Source organism: Streptomyces sp. NPDC090088, from assembly GCF_044747345.1.
Classification (GTDB): domain Bacteria; phylum Actinomycetota; class Actinomycetes; order Streptomycetales; family Streptomycetaceae; genus Streptomyces.
In genome coordinates this window covers 929,135-945,986 of record NZ_JBIVDZ010000001.1, presented here as the reverse complement: position 1 = coordinate 945,986, position 16,852 = coordinate 929,135, and the positions used below count along the sequence as shown (strand labels likewise).

Genomic DNA, 16,852 nt, shown 5'->3' with positions numbered 1-16,852 from the left:
TGACCATGACAGTCAACAAGCACAGGAACCGCCGGGCACCCCGCATCCTGGCCTACGGGGCGGCCGGCGCCTTGACGGTCGCGGCCGGGGTGACCGCCGTCGCGTCGGCGAGTCAGCCGGTCACGACGGCGGCCGTCTCCTGCTCCTTCACCAAGTCCGCCTCCTCGGCGAGCACCGGCGACAACCCCCGGCACGTGGTGACCGGCGATCTCGACGGCGACGGGAACGCCGACGTGGTCGCCGCGGACAACGACGCCGACACCGTCTCGGTGCTGCTGGGCAACGGCGACGGCACCTTCGGCACGGCCACGGACTACGCCGTGGGCGACAAGCCGTACCAGACCGTCATCGCCGACTTCGACGCCGACGGCAACCCGGACCTCGCCACCGCCGACTTCGACGGCGGCACGGTCAGCGTCCTGCTCGGCAACGGTGACGGCACCTTCGGGACCGCCACCCAGTACACGGTCGGCTCGGGCGCCCGTTCGCTGGTCGCCGGGGACGTCGACGGGGACGGCGATCTGGACATCGCGGTGGCCGAGGAGTCGGCCGGGCGGGTCAACCTGCTGCTGGGCGACGGTGAAGGTGCGTTCACCGTCTCCTCGCAGACGGTGACCGTGACCCGGCCGCACGGCCTCGTCCTCACCGACTTCGACGGCGACGGCAACCTCGACGTCGCCACCGCCAGCGTCGCCACCGCCGGCGGGATCAGCGTGGCCCTCGGCAACGGCGACGGGACCTTCGGGGACGTCACCGACTACAGCAGCGTGGCCCGGCTCTACTCGCTCACCCAGGGCGACTTCGACGGGGACGGGACGACCGACCTCGCCACGATCAGCAACGGCTCCGACACCCTGGAGGTCTACGCCGGGAACGGCGACGGCACCTTCCAGGACCCCGTCGACTACACCACGTCCGCCCTGCCGGTCGCCGTCAACTCGGCCGACGTCAACGGCGACGACATCCCGGACATCCTGGTGTCGTCCAACAACGGCAGCTCGGTCAGCGTCTACACGGGCACCTCGGGCGGCTCGCTCACCGAGCTGACCGAACTGTCGGCGGACGGCGCCTACGAGGCGGCCGCCGCCGACGTCACGTCCGACGGCACCCAGGACCTGGTGGTCGCGAGCAGCAGCGACGACGCGGTGGACGTGTTCACCGGCTCGTGCGGCTGAGTCAGCCCAGGGTCAGGGTGATCGCCCCGCTGTAGTCCCCGCCCGGCTCGATGGCGGTCGGCTCCCCGTCGACCGTCATCGAGACCGTGCTCCCGGCGGGCGCGGTCACCGCCGAGTCCGCCGAGAGCGTCAGCCGGCTGAGGTACGACGTTCCGGTGACCGTCCACTCGGATCCCGCGGTGAGCGAGACCAGCACCCCGTTGTTGACGACCGGCTGCGCGGTGTTGGTGACATGGCCGAGCTGGGCGTACTCGGCGGAGGTGATGGTGTCGATCGCGTGCCGGGAGGCGGAGGCCGACAGCACGCCCGTGACGGCCGACGCGTCGAAGGTCAGCGCCATGTTCCGGCCGGTGCGCATGGCGTTGTAGAAGTCGCCGGTGAGGGCGATGGCGGTGAAGGCGGCGGTGGTGTCGGTGTCGTGGGCGGTGGAGACGTCCCAGGTGCCGTCCTTCACGGGGTCGTCGGTGGGCTCGGTGTAGACGCCGGCGTTGGACCCGGGGTTGTCGGTCTCCATCACCTGGAGGACGACGCCGTTGCCGGGGGTGAGGGCGGCGCCCTGCGAGCCGTCCACGGTGATGGTGGCCCGTACCGCCTTGTCGAGGAAGGTGGTCGCGGCGGTGGTGAGGAGCGTCCCGCCGCTGATGTGGAGCGTGCCCGCCCCGTGCCACATCACCCCGAACTGCCGGGAGGTGATGGTGGTGCTCTGCTCGGGCAGGGCGGCCAACTCGTCGCCGGTCAGGCCCAGTTCGAGGTCGGTGTTGAGCTGGGCCAGGTCCTCGCGGGTGCTGTCGCCGTAGTACAGCGTGCTGTTGGAGGCGCCGATGATGGTGGCGTAGGTGCCGGTGTCGAGGGTGCAGCCGAGGATCCGTTCCGTCACGTCGCCGTCGGCGAAGGAGCCGTAGCCCTCGTCGCCGAGGTTGCTGATGGCGCAGTTGACGGCGGTGGCCTGGGCGCCCGAGACGGAGTCGGTGGAGAAGGCGCCCCAGGTCTCCGAGGCGATGGTGGAGTTGAGGTAGGTGGCCCGGGTGCCGGTGCCGATGAGGTTGGTGGCGCGGACGTTCCCGGAGATGCCGAGCCGCCAGGGCACGACGAGCATGTCGGCGCCGCCGCCGAAGACGTAGTCGGCGGGCAGGGTCCCGTTGAGGCACTGGATGCTGGAGTTCTTGACGACGACATCGGCGCCGTCCTCGGCGACCAGCCCGCTGCGTACGACCCCCTTGTTGGAGACGGTGACCCCGTCCAGGACCAGCCGTGTCCCGGACCCGGTGCCGACGAGGGCGGCGCCGTCGCCGACGAAGTCGCAGCGGCCGTTGCCGGTGAAGCCGATCGTGGTGTCGGTGACCGTGTACGCGGCGCCCTCCGCGACGTAGAAGCCGTCGAAGGCCTCGCCGGTGGAGGTGACGGCCACCCCCTGCGCCGCCGTGTCGGTCACCGTGCCGCCGACCAGCGCGGGGGTGGCGGACTTGGCGGCGACGATGCCGTCCTCGCCCACGTACAGCGCTTGCCGCAGCGGGAAGGTGACGCCCGCGAAGGTGGCGGGGTTCTGCTCGGCGACGGTGAGCACGATGGCGCCGGTGTAGGACCCGGGGGCGATGGTGGTGCCGGTGGCGAGGGTGGCGGTCAGCACGGAGCCGGTCTCCACGCCGTCCACGGTCAGGGTGAGGCTGTATCCGTCGGGGACGGCAAGGGTGCCGCCCTCGGCGATCGTCAGGGAGTTCAGGGTGGTGGTCGTGGCGACCAGGTAGGTCTCCCCGGCGGCCACGCTGAGCGTGTCCCCCGTGTCCCCCGTGTCCCCCGTGTCCCCCGTGTCCCCCGTGTCCGCCGCGCGGGCGGTTCCCGGGAGCGCCGCCGAACCGGCCCCCGCGGCCGCCAGCACCACCAGGGCCCGCACCCGGTCCCTCATCGACGGCTCGTACGCGCTGCTGCCTGTCGCACTGCTGCCTGTTGCCATGAACGACTCCTCCGCGGTCACGACTTGCCTACGGACGGTTCCGGATCGCGGTGCAGTCTGCCCCAACAGCCGGGAAACTGTCGACAGTTGGGCGATATTCTCAGGATCGCTCATCAGAAACCGACCTACTGTCGACACTCATCGGGAGGGGCCGAGGGGCGGTCTGCCGGGGTCGAGGGACGGTCTAAGGTCGTCCGGTGACGAACAGCAGCGCGACGCGTTCCCACGACCTCGACGGCATACGTCCGGCGACGGCGCCCCCCGGCCGGCTGGAGCGCCTGCGCCGTTTCGGATACGCCGGTCCCCCGCGTACCCCGGGCGCCGGCGCCGGTGTCCGGGAGCGCCTGGTGCCGCCCTTCCCCGAACCGGGCATCCGGGTATGGCAGTTGCTGGGCGTCGGCCCGGACCGGGCGTACCGCCTCGCGCGGGCGACGGCGTGGCTGGGTCCGCTGCTGGTCGCCGCCGTGGCCGGTGCCATCCGCTTCTGGCGTCTGGGGCGGCCGCGGGCGATCGTCTTCGACGAGACGTACTACGCCAAGGACGCCTGGGCACTGCTGCACCTCGGCTACGAGGGCACCTGGCCGGACCGCAAGGTCGCCGACCCGGAGATCCTGGCGCATCCGCAGGTGATCCCGCTCTCCGACACCGGCTCCTTCGTCGCGCACCCGCCGACCGGCAAGTGGGTGATCTCCGTCGGCGAGTGGCTGTTCGGGCTCGACCCCGTCGGCTGGCGCTTCATGACGGCGCTGCTCGGCACCCTGTCGGTGCTGATGCTGTGCCGGATCGGCCGCCGCCTGTTCCGTTCGACGTTCCTGGGGTGCCTGGCGGGCGCGCTGCTGGCGGTGGACGGTCTGCATGTGGTGATGAGCCGCACCGCGCTGCTGGACCTCGTCGTGATGTTCTTCGCGCTGGCGGCGTTCGGCTGCCTGCTGATCGACCGGGACCGGGCGCGGGCCCGGCTCGCCGCGGCCCTGCCGACCGGCGCGGACGGCCGTGTGCGTCCGGACGCGGACACCGGTGACCGCGCCCGGACGGGAGCCCGGCCCTGGCGCCTGGCGGCCGGGGTCCTGCTGGGCCTCGCCGCCTCGACCAAGTGGAACGGCCTGTACGTCCTGGTCTTCTTCGTGCTCCTGACGCTGCTGTGGGACGTCGGCGCCCGCCGGGTCGCCGGGGCCCGCCACCCGTACCGGGCCGTGCTGCGCAGGGACCTGGGCGGCTCGGTCCTCGCCCTCGTCCCGACGGCCCTGCTGACGTATCTGGTGACCTGGACCGGCTGGTTCCTGTCCGACGACGGCTGGGGCCGGCACTGGGCCGACGGCCGCGGCGGCACCTGGTCGTGGATACCGGCCCCGCTGCGCAGCTTCTGGCACTACGAGTACCTCGTCTACCAGTTCAACGTGGGCCTGCACACGCCGCACAAGTACCAGTCGAACCCCTGGAGCTGGCTCGTCATGGGCCGCCCCGTGCTGTTCGCCTACGACTCCCCGCCGCCCGGCAGCTGCGGCGCGGCGTCCGCCTGCACCAGCACCGTCCTCGCCCTGGGCACCCCGCTGCTGTGGTGGTCGGCGTGCTGCGCCCTCGTCTACCTGCTCTACCGCTGGGCCCTGCGCCGCGACTGGCGGGCCGGCGCCATCCTCTGCGCGGTGGCGGCCGGCTACCTCCCCTGGTTCCTCTACCAGGACCGCACTGTCTTCTCCTTCTACGCCGTCGTCTTCGTGCCCTACCTGTGCCTGGCCGTGGCGATGATGCTGGGCGCCGTACTGGGCCCGCCGGGTGCGGACCGGCGCCGGCGCACCCGGGGCGCGGTGGCGGCCGGCGTCCTGGTCCTGCTCATCGTCTGGAACTTCGTCTACTTCTATCCCATCTACACCGGGCAGACGATCCCGTACTCCGGCTGGCAGTCCAGGATGTGGCTGGACACCTGGGTCTGAGCCTCACCGGGTGCGGGCAGGGGCCGGGGCGGGGCGGGCCTCGGTGAGGGTCTTCTTCGGGTGGTGGCGGGGGACGACGTCCTGCGGGAAGGTCAGCTGGGCGTTCATCCACTTCAGGGCGGCGGGCATCTCCCGTACCCAGGTGGGGAAGTTGTGGCTGCCGTTCTCGGGGAGGATGGAGACGACCCGCATGGGCGCCTTGACGGCCTTGATGAAGGCCTCGGTCTCCGGGTAGCCCTTCTCGCCGTGCTTGCTGTTGGCGACCAGGACCGAGACCTGCGGGACGGGCAGGTGCTTCAGCCGCCACATCAGGTCGTGGCCGTCCGCCCGGGCCTGGCGGCCGGGACCGCTGCCGAAGAGGTTGCCGGTGGTGGGGTCGTCCTTGACCTTGTAGTCGGGGGAGAGCGCGGCGGCGGTGGTGTAGACGCCGGGGTCGCGCATGGTGAGCTGGAGGGCGCAGCTGCCGCCCGAGGAGTACCCCATGACGCCCCAGGAACCGGCGTCGTGACCGGCCCGGTAGACGGACCTGACGGCCTCCGGCAGGTCCTTGGCGAGGAACGTCTCGGTCTGCGGCCCACCGGGGACGTCCACGCACTCGGTGTCGCGCGGCGGGGCGATGGTGGGCCGGATCATCACCATGATCGTCGGCTGCATCTCGCCCTTGCCCTGCAGTTCCCCGGCGGTCTGCGAGACCCGCAGGTGCTCGGCGAGGTTGAAGATGCTGCCCGGGTAGCCGCTCAGCGCGACGATCACCGGGAAGCGCATCCGGTGGTACGCCTTCTGGAAGTACTGGGGCGGCAGATAGACGAAGGCCGGGTCGACCACGCCGGTACGCCTGCCGATGATCTTGACCGACTCCACCCGCCCGACGGACGCGGCCGGTCCGTCCGGCAGCCCGCTGACCCGGCTCAGCTGTTCGTCACCGGCGGGCTGCACCAGCGCGCCGCGGACACTGCTTATGCCGTTCACCGAGCCACCGCCGTTCCCGCCGGCCGCCTGGGTCACGCCGACGGGAGCGGTGTCGACGTGACCGAACAGCTCGCCCCAGGAACCGAAGAACTGGTACGACGAGTTCACCGCGCACGCGAACGCCGCGACGATCGTCACCTGGGTGACCCCGATGACCGCCAGCCGCCCCAGCACGGACCACAGTCCCGGCCTGGCGAAGCGCGGCCAGAGCCAGACCAGCAGCGCCACGCACAGGGCGGCGAGTGCCGCCAACGCGTATACGGTCGTTCGACTGGTCAAACCCATGTCGTCAGTCCCTGACTTCCCTGCCTGTGCACTTTGCCTACGCACAGGAGGAGGGCGGAGGAGCCTTCCGCGTTCCGTAACGAGGGATTCAGGAAGAAGTCATTGCCTGTTCCTTTATGTCACACCGTGGGCCGAGTACGGCCCGGGCGCTCACCTGACGTCGACGAAGTCGCCGGCCGCCGTGGCCGGGCCGGTGGTGGCGCTGCCGGTGAAGACGTAGCGGAAGTAGCCGTCCGTCTTCGCCTTGGTGGTGGTCCTCAGGGTGCCGCCGCTGCCGGTGGTGACGGTCTTCAGGGTGGTGTAGGTGGTGCTGCCCTTCTTGCGGAACTGCAGCTTCACCGACCGCCCCTGGTAGCCCTTGTAGGTGCCGCCCGCCCAGTCGGCCCGGGTCAGCTTCCCCGTGACCGTGACGGTCCGGCCCTTCTTCACCGGCTCGGGCGAGGCGTTCACCGTGACCTTGGCGTACCGCTTGATCTGAGCCGTGCCGGCGACGTCGGCGTCGGTCCAGTCGTCGGTGGTGTCCTGCGCCTCGGCGAGGACCTTCCAGGTGCCGGCGAGGCCGTTGTGGTGGAGGTCCCGCGCGGCGTCGACGGTGAAGCTCAGCGTGCAGGTGGAGACGGCGGGGTCGGTGGCGGAGACGGTGCAGGTGCCCGCCGGCGGGTAGTGCGGCAGGACGCCGTCGGCGTCGTCGGTGTTGGGGCCGTGCCACAGGTAGGCCCAGGAGGCGGCCACGCCGTCCGGGTCCGTGGCCGTCCAGGTGAGGGTGACGGTCTTCTTGGTGGTGAGGCCGAGCACGATGTCCTTGCCGCCGTTGACGACGACGTCGGAGAACACCGTGGGGCCGGACGCGGCACGGTCCGCCGCGTGGGCGGTGGCGGCCGGAACCACGGACGCGGACAGGGCGGTGGCGAGGGACACGGCGGCTACGGCCGGGCGGATACGCATGAAGGGCCCCCTTCGGGATCGACGGGCGCGCCGTCTCCCCGCGGCACGGCCCGATGACGCTTGACGCCACCTAGACATGCGGGGGCCGGTCGTGGTTGCCCTGAAGTTCCGCTGTCGTTCACGGATTCCGGTCAGGACCGGCGGAGCACCCGGTTCGCTCCCGCGGCGGCCGTGGTCGCGAGGATCCAGCCCGCGCTGACCAGGACGACCACCGCCCACTGCATGGCGCCATGAGCGGCGAACGCGCGCTCCTGCCCGAAGTCGACGACCGGAAGCAGCAGGTCGAGGGTGTACACGGCGGGCTGGAAGTCCGGCGGCACCCCGTCGCCGTCGGGGACGGGCGGCCAGGTCGCGAAGAGCGCGGTGCCGACGGTGAAGAAGACGGCGAGCAGCAGCACCGCGCGCAGCGGCCGGTAGCCGTAGCCGACGGTGAGGTCCTGCAGGAGGCTCCAGACCCGGGCGGGCCAGGCCAGCGTGGTCCGTCTGCGGCGCTGTTTGGCGAGCAGTACGACGCGGGCGTCGGCGTCCCGGCCGTGGCGCTGGTAGTTGGCGGCGAGCTGCTCGTAGGGCTGCGGGGCGAAGCCGGCCGGGTCGCGGTCGAGCCAGGTCAGCCGGCGTCGCCCGGGCAGCGCCGGCTTCGTGCTGTCGTAGGCGAGGCCCTCCAGGACCAGTGCGCGGGGCCAGGTGGCCGCGTCGTCGCGCAGGACGCCGATCCGGGTGTGGCTCAGGTCGACTATGCCGTCGGGTGCCTGACGGGGTTTCAGGGTCAGCTCGGCCGCCGCGGACCGCCGGCAGATCAGCGCCCGCTCCCCCGCCGGGACGTCCAGCAGGGCGTTCTCGAAGCAGAGTCTGGCCCGTACGGTGATGCTGCTGAGGGAGATCCGGCCGTGCGCGGTCAGGCCGTCGCAGCAGTTGAACTCGGCGCCGACCTCTATGCCGTTGGCCCGCAGCGCGGCGGCCCCGGCGAGGCCGGTGAGCTCCGCGCCCTCCAGGAGGACCGAGCCGCCGATCCGGGCGTCGCAGAGGTCCACGGTGCCCCGCGCGACGAAGCCGTCGCGGCAGTCGAGGTCCCCGCCGACATGGAGGCGGTGCGCCTTGAGCGCGGTGCCCGCCGGATGGTCCAGCCGGGCCCGCCCGAGCACGACGCTCCCCCGCACCGAGGTGTCCCGCATGTCGACGCTCCCGCGCACGGTGAGCCCCGCCCCGGCCTGTATGTCGCCGTCGACCGAGGCGCACAGCAGTTGCAGCGCGGGTTCGCCGCCGCGCGCGTCCGCGCCGGTCAGGGTGGCGTCCTCCAGGTGCAGCGAACCCCCTATCGAGGCGCCGTAGAGGTTGATCGTCCCGTCGCTGCTGAATCCCCGGTCCAGGTACAGGCCGCCGCCCACGGTCAGTTCGGGGGCCTGCAGACCGGCCCGGCCGCCCTGGATCCTGGCCCCGCGCAGGCCGAGCGTGTCCTGCACCCGGGAGCTCTTGAGACGGATCGGCCCGGTGCACACCAGGCCGGTCGCCGAGAGGTGCTCCTGGACGGCGAGCGACTGCGCGTCGACGGCCGCCCGGCCCTCGGGCGCGGTCACCGTCGAGCCGTCGAGCAGCAGATGGGTGCCGACGCTCAGGGAGCGCAGGTTCAGGGTGCCGTCGAGGGCGCAGCCGACGATCTCGCACTCCTGGCCGACCCGCGCCCCGACCGCGCTCAGCCCGGGCAGGGCGCAGTCCTTCAGCTGCAGCACGCCGAACTGCCCGCCGTCGAAGCAGGGGGGCTCGTCGAAGCGGCAGGACTCCAGGCGGATCGCGCCCTGGACGGCCGCCTCGGCGAGGTCCAGCGCGCCGGTGATCCGGGCACCGCGGAGCCGGAGCCGGGCCAGCCGCCCGGGAACGGGGCGCGGCGCGGCGACCAGCAGCCACCGCAGGGCCTCGGCCCGGACCTCCGGCACGTCCGCACACCACTCGCCGTGCCGGTACGCCTCCCACAGCCGGCGTTCGTGCGGCTCCCAGTCCTCCGGCGGGCCGTCCTGCGACACCCTGCGGTCCCCCCTTCACACGTCACGTCACACATCGCACATCACACGTCACACGAGCGGTGGCAAAACACGACGTTGCTACCCGACCGGTGGGGAACTCACGCCTGTGAAACGGGGGTTGGCATGCGTGCGCAACGGACGGGGCCCGCCCCGCGCATGCCGTGGGGCGCGCGCCGGCCGTGCCCTCCCTCGCCGGCACCGGGCGGTCAGAGCCGGTCGGAATGCGCCCTGTTGACGCCATCCGGTGTTCGGCAGCGGGCTCGGACGGGCATCGTGAAGACAAGGCGGTACGGCGGCGGAGCCGTGCCGCGCGACGGTGTGGGCCGGGGGGCGCGAAGGACCTGTCGACTCTCTCAGCAGGCCGGTGTCCGACTTCCGGCGTGGCCTGCGCGCCCCCTACCATCACACCCTGCCCATGGGTGCTGACCCACGGCGGCCGCGCGGCGCCGCGTACGCGCGGGCATCGCCCGTGCCGGGCACCGCGCGGACCGTGACGGAGGGGGAGAGAAGGCCATGGTGACAGCGCGGGGCGCCCGCTCACCCCGACCGTTCGGGGCGGTTCCCCCGATCGTCCTCGCCGGCGCCGGGGCGCTGGCCGCCGGCACCGTGTGCGGGCTGGTCCTGCAGGTCACGGGCGTCGCGGACACCTCGACCCTGGTGGACTCCCGCAGCTATGTGTTCGGCGCCGGGCTGCTGCTCGCCGTGGGCCTGTACGGCAGCACGTACGGCATCGACCTGAAGGCGCTCCGCGCCGACCTGCGCGGGGTGGTGGCGGCCGTCACCCTGGGCGTGGTGCTGAAGGCCGCGCTGATCACCGGGACGATGCTGCTGGTCTTCCACAGGCCGGAAGCGCTGGTTCTGGGGGTCGCGGTGGCCCAGATCGACCCGCTGTCGGTGGCCGCCCTCGGCCGCAACGACCGTATGTCGCCACGGGCGCGGTCGCTGCTGACGGCATGGGCGTCCTTCGACGACCCGATGACCGTCCTGCTCACGCTGTACCTGGCGGGCGTGGCCTACCCGTTGACCGGCGGCACGGGCACGCCCGGGATCACCGGCGGCGGCACCGGCGGCTATCTGGCCGGGCTCGGCCTCAACGCCGCGCTGCTGGCCGGTGTGCTGCTGCTGTGGTTCACCGGGCGCCGGCTGGCCGCCAAGGCGCCCGACACCCCGCCGGCCCGGCGGACCGTGGGTGGCGCCGCGGTGCTGCTGGTCGGGGCGCTGCTGGTGCTGGCCGCCGCACAGCAGCTGATGCTCGCGGTGGCGCTGGCCGGTCTGGTGGTGCGCTCCACCGTCCTCGGCAGGGTGCTCGACCGCGCGGTCGGCGGCGCGTACCTCGCCGCGTTCTCGGCGCTCGGGCTGCTGCTCGCGCACGGGGTGGCGTGGTGGCCGGGACTCGTCCTGGGCGTGGCGGCGTTCGGCGCCCAGGCCGTGGTGGCGCTCACCGTGATGCCGTTGTTCGTGAAGGGGCTGGCGCGCACCGACCGGATCGAGCTGGGCCTCGGCCAGCAGAACGGCATCACGGCCGTCCTCATCGCCCTCACTCTTGAGCGTGATTTTCCGGGCACCGCCGCCACGGTCGGTCCCGCCGTCATCACCGTCAACATCCTTTACGGCGCCGGGCAGGCGCTGCGCTCCCGCCCTCCGCGCCGGCGGCGCGGCGGCGGTGCCGGGGAGGACGCCGGGGAACTCGCCGCCGAGCCCGGGCGTCAGTCCGGGTACGGCCGGGAGACCGCGGGCGAGAACGTGCTGGAGCGGCGGTCGGTCGCCTAGCCGCCGGCACCCGCAAGTCGTACCAACCACCGGACGCCGGTGGCCGAACGGGGAGAGACGCATGAGGCAGACGACGGAACGCGGTCGGCACGGGTTATCGGAACGGGGTGCCCGCGCACCGGAAGCCCGCGCACCGGAGGCCCGTGCGCCAGAAGCCCCTGCGCCAGAACCCCGCCCGCTGGATGCCCGTGCCCGGCCCACGCTGCACACACCCGCGCGGCACACACCCGCGCGGCACACGTCCAAGCGGCACACGCCCGCGCAGCGCCCGCCCGCCCGGCGCACCGGCGCGTTACGGCAGCGGCCGCGGCTCCGCGCGGTCGCGCTGACCGCGGTCTGCGCCTGCGGGGCCGCGCTGTTGCTGTCGGCCGCCGCCCCGGCGTGGGCCGGTCCTGCCGGGTCCAAGGAGCGGGACGTCCAGCTCGTGTACTGCCTGGACCCCGCCCGGCTCGACAGTCTGGTCGCCGCGGCGGTGCGGCTGCGGCTGCTGCGCGCGGACAGCACGACGGGCCCGGCCGGGGTGCGGCCCGTCGGCTCCGCCGAGCGGCTGACCGCGCAGGAGTGGGCCGACCGGCACGAGAGCGACTTCGCCCGGGCCTGTTCCGCGCTGATGGCCGCCTCGTCCGACTCCCCCGCCACGGCGGCCGGGACGGACGGGGGCGGCGGGGGTGGCGGCTGGCTGTCGGCGCTCTGGCAGGGCGTGCTGCTGTCGGCCGCCGGTGCGCTGCTCGCCCTGGGCGGCCAGGCCTCGGAACGCGTCTCCGCCGAACGGCGGGAGCTGCGCAGGCGGTTGGTCGCGGAGGAGGCCGCGTTCCGGTCGACGGCGCGCGCCTATCTGACGGATTACGAGAGCGATCCCCGGGGCGCCGATCACCCGGCGGTGCGTGCGGCGCGCGAGGCGCTGGCGGCCACGCTGCTGCGGGTGCCGGGCCCCGAGGTCCGGCGGCGCGCCGCCCGGCGCCTCGCCGAGGGGCTGCCGCTGCCCCGGCCGCTGCCCGCCGTGCGCAACGGCACGGTGCTCGGCGCGGACGCCCGCACCGGCGAGGCCCGCGGGCCCGGCGAGGCGCTGGACGCCCTGCCGGGCGCCGTGTCGGACCTCGACCGGCCGCCCGGCTACTGGAGCCTGCGCGCGGTACGGGAGCGGGGCACACGGAGCGCACGGAACACACCGCGGACGCCGGACACCACGCCGGGGGCGGCCGTATGACCCAGTCCGTGGAGACGAACCCGTACGGCGTCCGCGTGCCGGGCGACGGTTCCGGGCTGTGGTGGACGACCGAACCGCTGGACGACCATCCGCTGGTGGCCTGGGAGGAGGACAGCCATGTCCGGGCGTGGGTGGACGTGGACCACGCCGAGGAGCAGGTGCGCAAGTTCGAGGCGAGCCTCGCCCGGCTGCCCGAGATGATCCTGCCGCAGGTGGACCGCGGGCACGTGGTGGTGGTGACCGGGCCGGTCGGCATGGGGAAGACGACCCTCATCCACCGGTGCGTCCATCTGATGCAGGAGCGGCTGCGGGAGGCCGCCGTGCGGGCCGAGCGCAGCCGGCTGGGACCCGACGACATCCGGCCGCCGCGTCCGGTGGTGGTGATGACCGGCGGGTACCGCAACCACGCCGACTCCGTGAGCGTGGACGAGCGGGGCCGGTTCGCCACCACCGAGGGCATCAACGGCGCCATCCGGAAGAAGATCGTCTCCGAGCTCGAACTCCGGCTCACCGACGCCGTCAAGGGCCGGGTACCGGTCGACGGAGCGGTCTTCGACACGTTCGCGGAGATCAGCCGGCTGCTCGCGGAACAGGACGCGATGCTGCTGGCCCTGGTGCCGCACCTGGGCTGGCGGGACGACATGGGCTCGGTGCGCACCGAGTTCCTCAGGAGCTGTCTGAGACACGCGCGCAGCCGGATCGTACTGTTCGTCGAGGTGGGTCACCACGACCCGCGCACCGCACACGACGAGGTGATCGCGGTCCTGGGCAGCCAGCCCGCGCTCACCCACCTCTCGCTCGGCAGCCTCAGCCCGGAGGACACCGTGAAGTTCAGCCAGGCGGCCCGCGGGGACCATCCCGACCCCGACGCCCTGCCGTCGACGGCGCCGGACGCCCCCCGCGATCCGGAGGCCTGGCGCCACTCGGACGTACGGGAACTGCGGAAGATCTGCTTCAGCGTCGCCGAGGAACAGCGCAGAAGACACGGCCGGGTGCGGGTCACCGCCTCCGACCTGCCCACGCCCACCCCCGATCTGGCCTCCCTGGCCCGCGTACCGCCGAGGGCGGAGCGGGCGGCGGTGACCGCGGCGGCGGCCCGGCCGTCCGGGGCGGCGACACCCGCTCCGCTCCCCGTGCCCCCGCAGCCGGCACCCCCGCCCTCGCCCGGCGCCTGACCGGCCCTTGCCCGGGCCGCCCGCGTCCCAGGACCCGGTCCCCACATCCGCCCCCGCCCCCGCCCCGCCGCTCGGAACGCCCGAACCGGACACACGAGGAGTGCCCCCGTGGCCCCAGACAGTGGAGAGATCTGGCACAGGAACCCGTTCCCCCGCAGCCCTGTCGTACGCCTGGGGCCGTCGTCCGATCTGGGGGACGCGGCGGTCCAGGGCGCCGACTCCGGCAACGCCCATATCGACACCCCGCTCGTCGCCGACCTGGAAGGGCTCGTCGACGACTACTTCGCGCCGCCCGCCGCGGGCGGCCGACGCGGCCTGGCCGTCGCCCTGGTGGGCGGGTTCGGGCTGGGCAAGAGCCACGCGCTGCGCCGGGCGTACCAGAAGGTGCGCGCGGACCGCCCCGAGGCGTCGATGTGGACCGTGGACGAACCGGCCCAGGACATGGGGCGGCTCTACCGGGACCGGCTGCGCGGCCCCACCGACCTCCCGCAGGGCCGCCAGGCCTTCGAGGAACTGGTCCGGGACTACTACGCGTACGTGACGGCCGGCTGGGTCGGCGCCCAGGAGGACGACCCGCGCCGCGCCGCCCTGCAGGACATCGCGGCCGGTCTGCGCGACCGCACCCTCGACCCGGACAAGGTGGTCTCGGCGCTGCGCTACGACCCCGAGGTGATCCACGCCGATCTGCGCGGCACCCTGGGCGAGGTCACCGAGCACCGCGGGTTCGCCACCGCGCTCGCGCTGCTGCTTGAGCCGCCGTTCAAGCCCATGGTGTGGCAGTGGCTGCGCGGCGGGGAGCCCGCCGAGCCGCTGCGCGAACGCGGGGTCACCGAGCCCATCGGCCCGGCCGCGGACCGCGCGGACACCGTCGCCGGCATCGACCGGGTCTTCGACGCGCTCGCCGTCCAGGGCTTCCTGCACGGCCGGGTCGGCCGGCCGTACGTACTGCTCCTGGACTCCCTGGAGAAGGTGCTGGACTGGCGGGAGGAGCTCCGGCGCACCTTCATGGACGCCTTCGAACGCCTCGTCAACATCTACACCAGCCACGGCGGTCTGCTGGTGTTCTGCACCTCGACGGACGGGCTGCGCGCCCTGCGCCCCAGCGTCCACGAGCGGATGGTGCAGCTGTGGGCGAACGGGCTGGACGAGGACCGCACCCGGCAGCTGGTGGCCCGCTATCTGGCCGCCGGCGAACCGGCGGCCGACGCGGCCCGGCCGGCCACCGGGCCCTTCGACGAGGAGGGGCTGCGGCTGGTGCACGGGCTGGCCGAGGGGGTGCCCCGCCGGGTGCTCAGGATCTGCCGGGAGGCCTGGCAGATCAGCGAGGACGACGACGGGCTGGTGCGCGCGGTGCCCGGGGCGACGGTGCTGACGGCGACCCGCCGGCTGCACGAGCGGGTGACGTACGAGCAGGTGCTCAGCGATGTCCACGACGCGCTGGACCTGGGCCAGTGGCGGATCGCCTCGCGCGACCCGGTGCCGGTCCGGCTGTCCCGCTCGGCGGACAAGCGGGAGGAGGTCATGTACTGGCTGTCGCCCGCCCCGAACTCGTATCTCGCCGTGATCTACGCCCGTTCGCTCCTGCTGGCCGACGACGCCGAACGGGTCACCGCCCTGGTGCACGGGCTGCGCAGCGCGGTGAGTCCGGGACGGTTCGAGGCGCTGCTGGTCGTCAACGGACTGGTGTCGCAGGCGATGCAGGACCGGCTCTGGCGGTCCATCGGGTCCCGGCCGCTGGTGTACCGGCAGACCGGCTTCCCGCAGAGTGTGCACGAGGCGCTGCTGCAGCTGGCGCAGCGGCTGGTGACGGAGCGGCGCGACGGCGACCTGGTCGAACTGGGCGAGCAGCTGCGCCGCGACCTGGACCAGCAGACGGCGCAGCTGGAGGAGCTGAGCCGGGCGATGGCCGCGCTGGCCCTGGAGCCGCGTCCGGGTACGCCGGTGACGGCCGCGGTGCTGCCGTCCGGCTCCCGGGGTGCCGGCGGCGCGTCCGGGGAGGAGCTGCCGGGGCCGGTGGGGCGGCGGTTCCGGGACGCGCTGGTGATGCTGGAGGGGGTCACCCGGCGGGCGGCCGACCGGGCCGTGGCCCGGCGCTCCGCGACGACCTCGGCGGAGCTGAGCGTCTTCGGCTGCGCCACCCTCGTCCAGGCCCTGACGGAGAAGTTCCGCAGCTCCGTGGCGGTCTGGTCGGCGGCCACCGCGGACACCGCGCCGACCGAGCGTCAGCTCGTCGAACTGCGCCGGATCTGCCGGGAGTACGAGCGGGCGGTCGAGGTGCTGCCGGTGCATCTGCTGGGCGACGCCGACCAGGCGCACGCGCCGGCCCCCGCCGGTACCGTCGAGGGCCTGGCCGAGGAGGTGTGGGGGACGCTCAGCGCGACGGCTGCGGCATGACCTCCGGCACCGCCCGGGCCAGTTCCGCCAGGCGCCGGTCGGCGTGGCCGACCTGCCGCTGGTCGAGGGTGACGCCCAGCATGAAGGAGCGGGGCGAGGTCCACAGCACGTAGACGGCGCCCTCCTGGACGTCGAGGACGATCCGGTCGAGCGGGGCGCGGTCGACGACCGGCGGGCCGACCGGGCCGATCGCGTCGGTGAGGCGGACCAGATGGCCGCGCAGGCTGCGGGACAGGTCGCGGTAGGCGGTGCGCCGGGTGCGCACGCTGACGCCGAGGAAGCGCGGGCCGAGGGAGTGCGCCTCGAAGACGTCGCCGACACAGACCAGGGTCCAGTCCTGGTAGTAGGCGGCGTAGTGCAGGTCGGTGGTGTTCACGTGCTCGCGCCACAGGTCGCGCATCCGCTGCTCGTACGCGGTGTCGGCGGCGGCGGCCGTGCCGAAGTCGATGCGCGGGCTGCCGTCCGCCACCGCCTGCGGGCGCGGCCCGTCCGGATGGGGCGCGGCCCCGGTGTCGCCGCCGAGCAGTTCGTCGGGCAGGGAGTGCACCTCGGTACGGACCCGGGCCAGCAGGCGGTTCATCGTGGTGTCCATGGCCGGCACGCCGTCGGGGCCGTCCGCGGTGGCCGCCAGGAACTCGCCGGGCCGGGCACGGCCGCCCCACAGTCCGCCGCGCTGATTGACGACGACGGTACGCATCAGCTCACCGGTGCCGAGCGGGCGCAGCACCCCGCCGAGATCCTGCGCGGACAGCAGCAGCCGGCTGCCGGGCAGGGCCTCGTTGCGGGCCTCGTCGCCGGCCTCGGTGACCAGGGAGCTGAGCGGGGCCCGGTCCAGGCGCAGGACGGCGAAGTCGAGGATGCCGTTGCTGTAGTGGCAGAGCGACCGCACGGCGGGCGTCGCGGCGACCGCCTCCTCGCACATCGCGGTGATCCGGCCGTGGCCGGTGACGGTCCAGTGGGACTCCTTGAGCGTCTGCGTGTGCTGGGTCGCGGGTGCTGCCACCGGGGTCGCCTTTCCGTGGGGTGCTGCGC

Annotated in this window: 11 protein-coding genes; 6 read left to right on the top strand and 5 right to left on the bottom strand. The window is 73.6% G+C overall.

What is annotated here, in order from left to right; genetic code table 11:
• The first annotated feature begins 5 nt into the window (after nt 1-5).
• The gene (locus ACIPSJ_RS04210) at nt 6-1,175 is read left to right on the top strand and encodes an FG-GAP repeat domain-containing protein (protein WP_401343245.1); all 1,170 of its coding nucleotides are present in this window, start codon (nt 6-8) and stop codon (nt 1,173-1,175) included.
• Between the two features lies 1 nt (nt 1,176).
• Here ACIPSJ_RS04210 and ACIPSJ_RS04205 read toward each other — a convergent pair whose 3' ends face one another.
• Nucleotides 1,177-3,126 carry a hypothetical protein gene (locus ACIPSJ_RS04205; RefSeq protein WP_401343243.1) on the bottom strand — a complete coding sequence of 650 codons (1,950 nt, stop codon included), beginning with the start codon at nt 3,124-3,126 and terminating at the stop codon, nt 1,177-1,179.
• 197 nt (nt 3,127-3,323) lie between these two features.
• Here ACIPSJ_RS04205 and ACIPSJ_RS04200 point away from each other — a divergent pair, with 197 nt between their 5' ends.
• The gene (locus ACIPSJ_RS04200; RefSeq protein ID WP_401343241.1) at nt 3,324-5,057 is read left to right on the top strand and encodes a dolichyl-phosphate-mannose--protein mannosyltransferase; all 1,734 of its coding nucleotides are present in this window, start codon (nt 3,324-3,326) and stop codon (nt 5,055-5,057) included.
• A 3-nt stretch (nt 5,058-5,060) separates the two neighbouring features.
• On the opposite strand, the gene ACIPSJ_RS04195 is transcribed toward ACIPSJ_RS04200, so the two are convergent.
• The 3 genes from ACIPSJ_RS04195 to ACIPSJ_RS04185 all read right to left on the bottom strand — a co-directional run bounded on the left by ACIPSJ_RS04195 (nt 5,061) and on the right by ACIPSJ_RS04185 (nt 9,274).
• The gene (locus ACIPSJ_RS04195) at nt 5,061-6,311 is read right to left on the bottom strand and encodes an alpha/beta hydrolase-fold protein (RefSeq protein WP_359208534.1); all 1,251 of its coding nucleotides are present in this window, start codon (nt 6,309-6,311) and stop codon (nt 5,061-5,063) included.
• 150 nt (nt 6,312-6,461) lie between these two features.
• On the bottom strand, nt 6,462-7,256 hold the full coding sequence (locus ACIPSJ_RS04190) for a hypothetical protein (protein WP_401343239.1): 795 nt from the start codon (nt 7,254-7,256) through the stop codon (nt 6,462-6,464).
• Between the two features lie 131 nt (nt 7,257-7,387).
• Nucleotides 7,388-9,274, bottom strand: coding sequence for a hypothetical protein (locus ACIPSJ_RS04185; RefSeq protein ID WP_401343238.1), 1,887 nt, complete (start codon nt 9,272-9,274; stop codon nt 7,388-7,390).
• 513 nt (nt 9,275-9,787) lie between these two features.
• On the opposite strand from ACIPSJ_RS04185, the gene ACIPSJ_RS04180 reads away from it, so the two are divergent.
• The 4 genes from ACIPSJ_RS04180 to ACIPSJ_RS04165 all read left to right on the top strand — a co-directional run bounded on the left by ACIPSJ_RS04180 (nt 9,788) and on the right by ACIPSJ_RS04165 (nt 15,820).
• Nucleotides 9,788-11,044, top strand: a complete 1,257-nt coding sequence (locus ACIPSJ_RS04180; protein ID WP_359208543.1) for a hypothetical protein — start codon at nt 9,788-9,790, stop codon at nt 11,042-11,044.
• A gap of 61 nt (nt 11,045-11,105) precedes the next feature.
• On the top strand, nt 11,106-12,251 hold the full coding sequence (locus ACIPSJ_RS04175) for a hypothetical protein (RefSeq protein WP_401343236.1): 1,146 nt from the start codon (nt 11,106-11,108) through the stop codon (nt 12,249-12,251).
• Nucleotides 12,248-13,426, top strand: a complete 1,179-nt coding sequence (locus ACIPSJ_RS04170; RefSeq protein ID WP_401343234.1) for a hypothetical protein — start codon at nt 12,248-12,250, stop codon at nt 13,424-13,426. Before ACIPSJ_RS04175 ends, ACIPSJ_RS04170 begins: the two co-directional genes overlap by 4 nt.
• A 108-nt stretch (nt 13,427-13,534) precedes the next feature.
• Nucleotides 13,535-15,820, top strand: a complete 2,286-nt coding sequence (locus ACIPSJ_RS04165) for a hypothetical protein (protein WP_401343233.1) — start codon at nt 13,535-13,537, stop codon at nt 15,818-15,820.
• Here the strand turns inward: ACIPSJ_RS04165 and ACIPSJ_RS04160 are convergent.
• Complete coding sequence (locus tag ACIPSJ_RS04160) at nt 15,798-16,823, bottom strand: hypothetical protein (protein ID WP_393540632.1); 1,026 nt, start codon at nt 16,821-16,823, stop codon at nt 15,798-15,800. The genes ACIPSJ_RS04165 and ACIPSJ_RS04160 overlap by 23 nt on opposite strands.
• Nucleotides 16,824-16,852 lie beyond the last annotated feature (29 nt).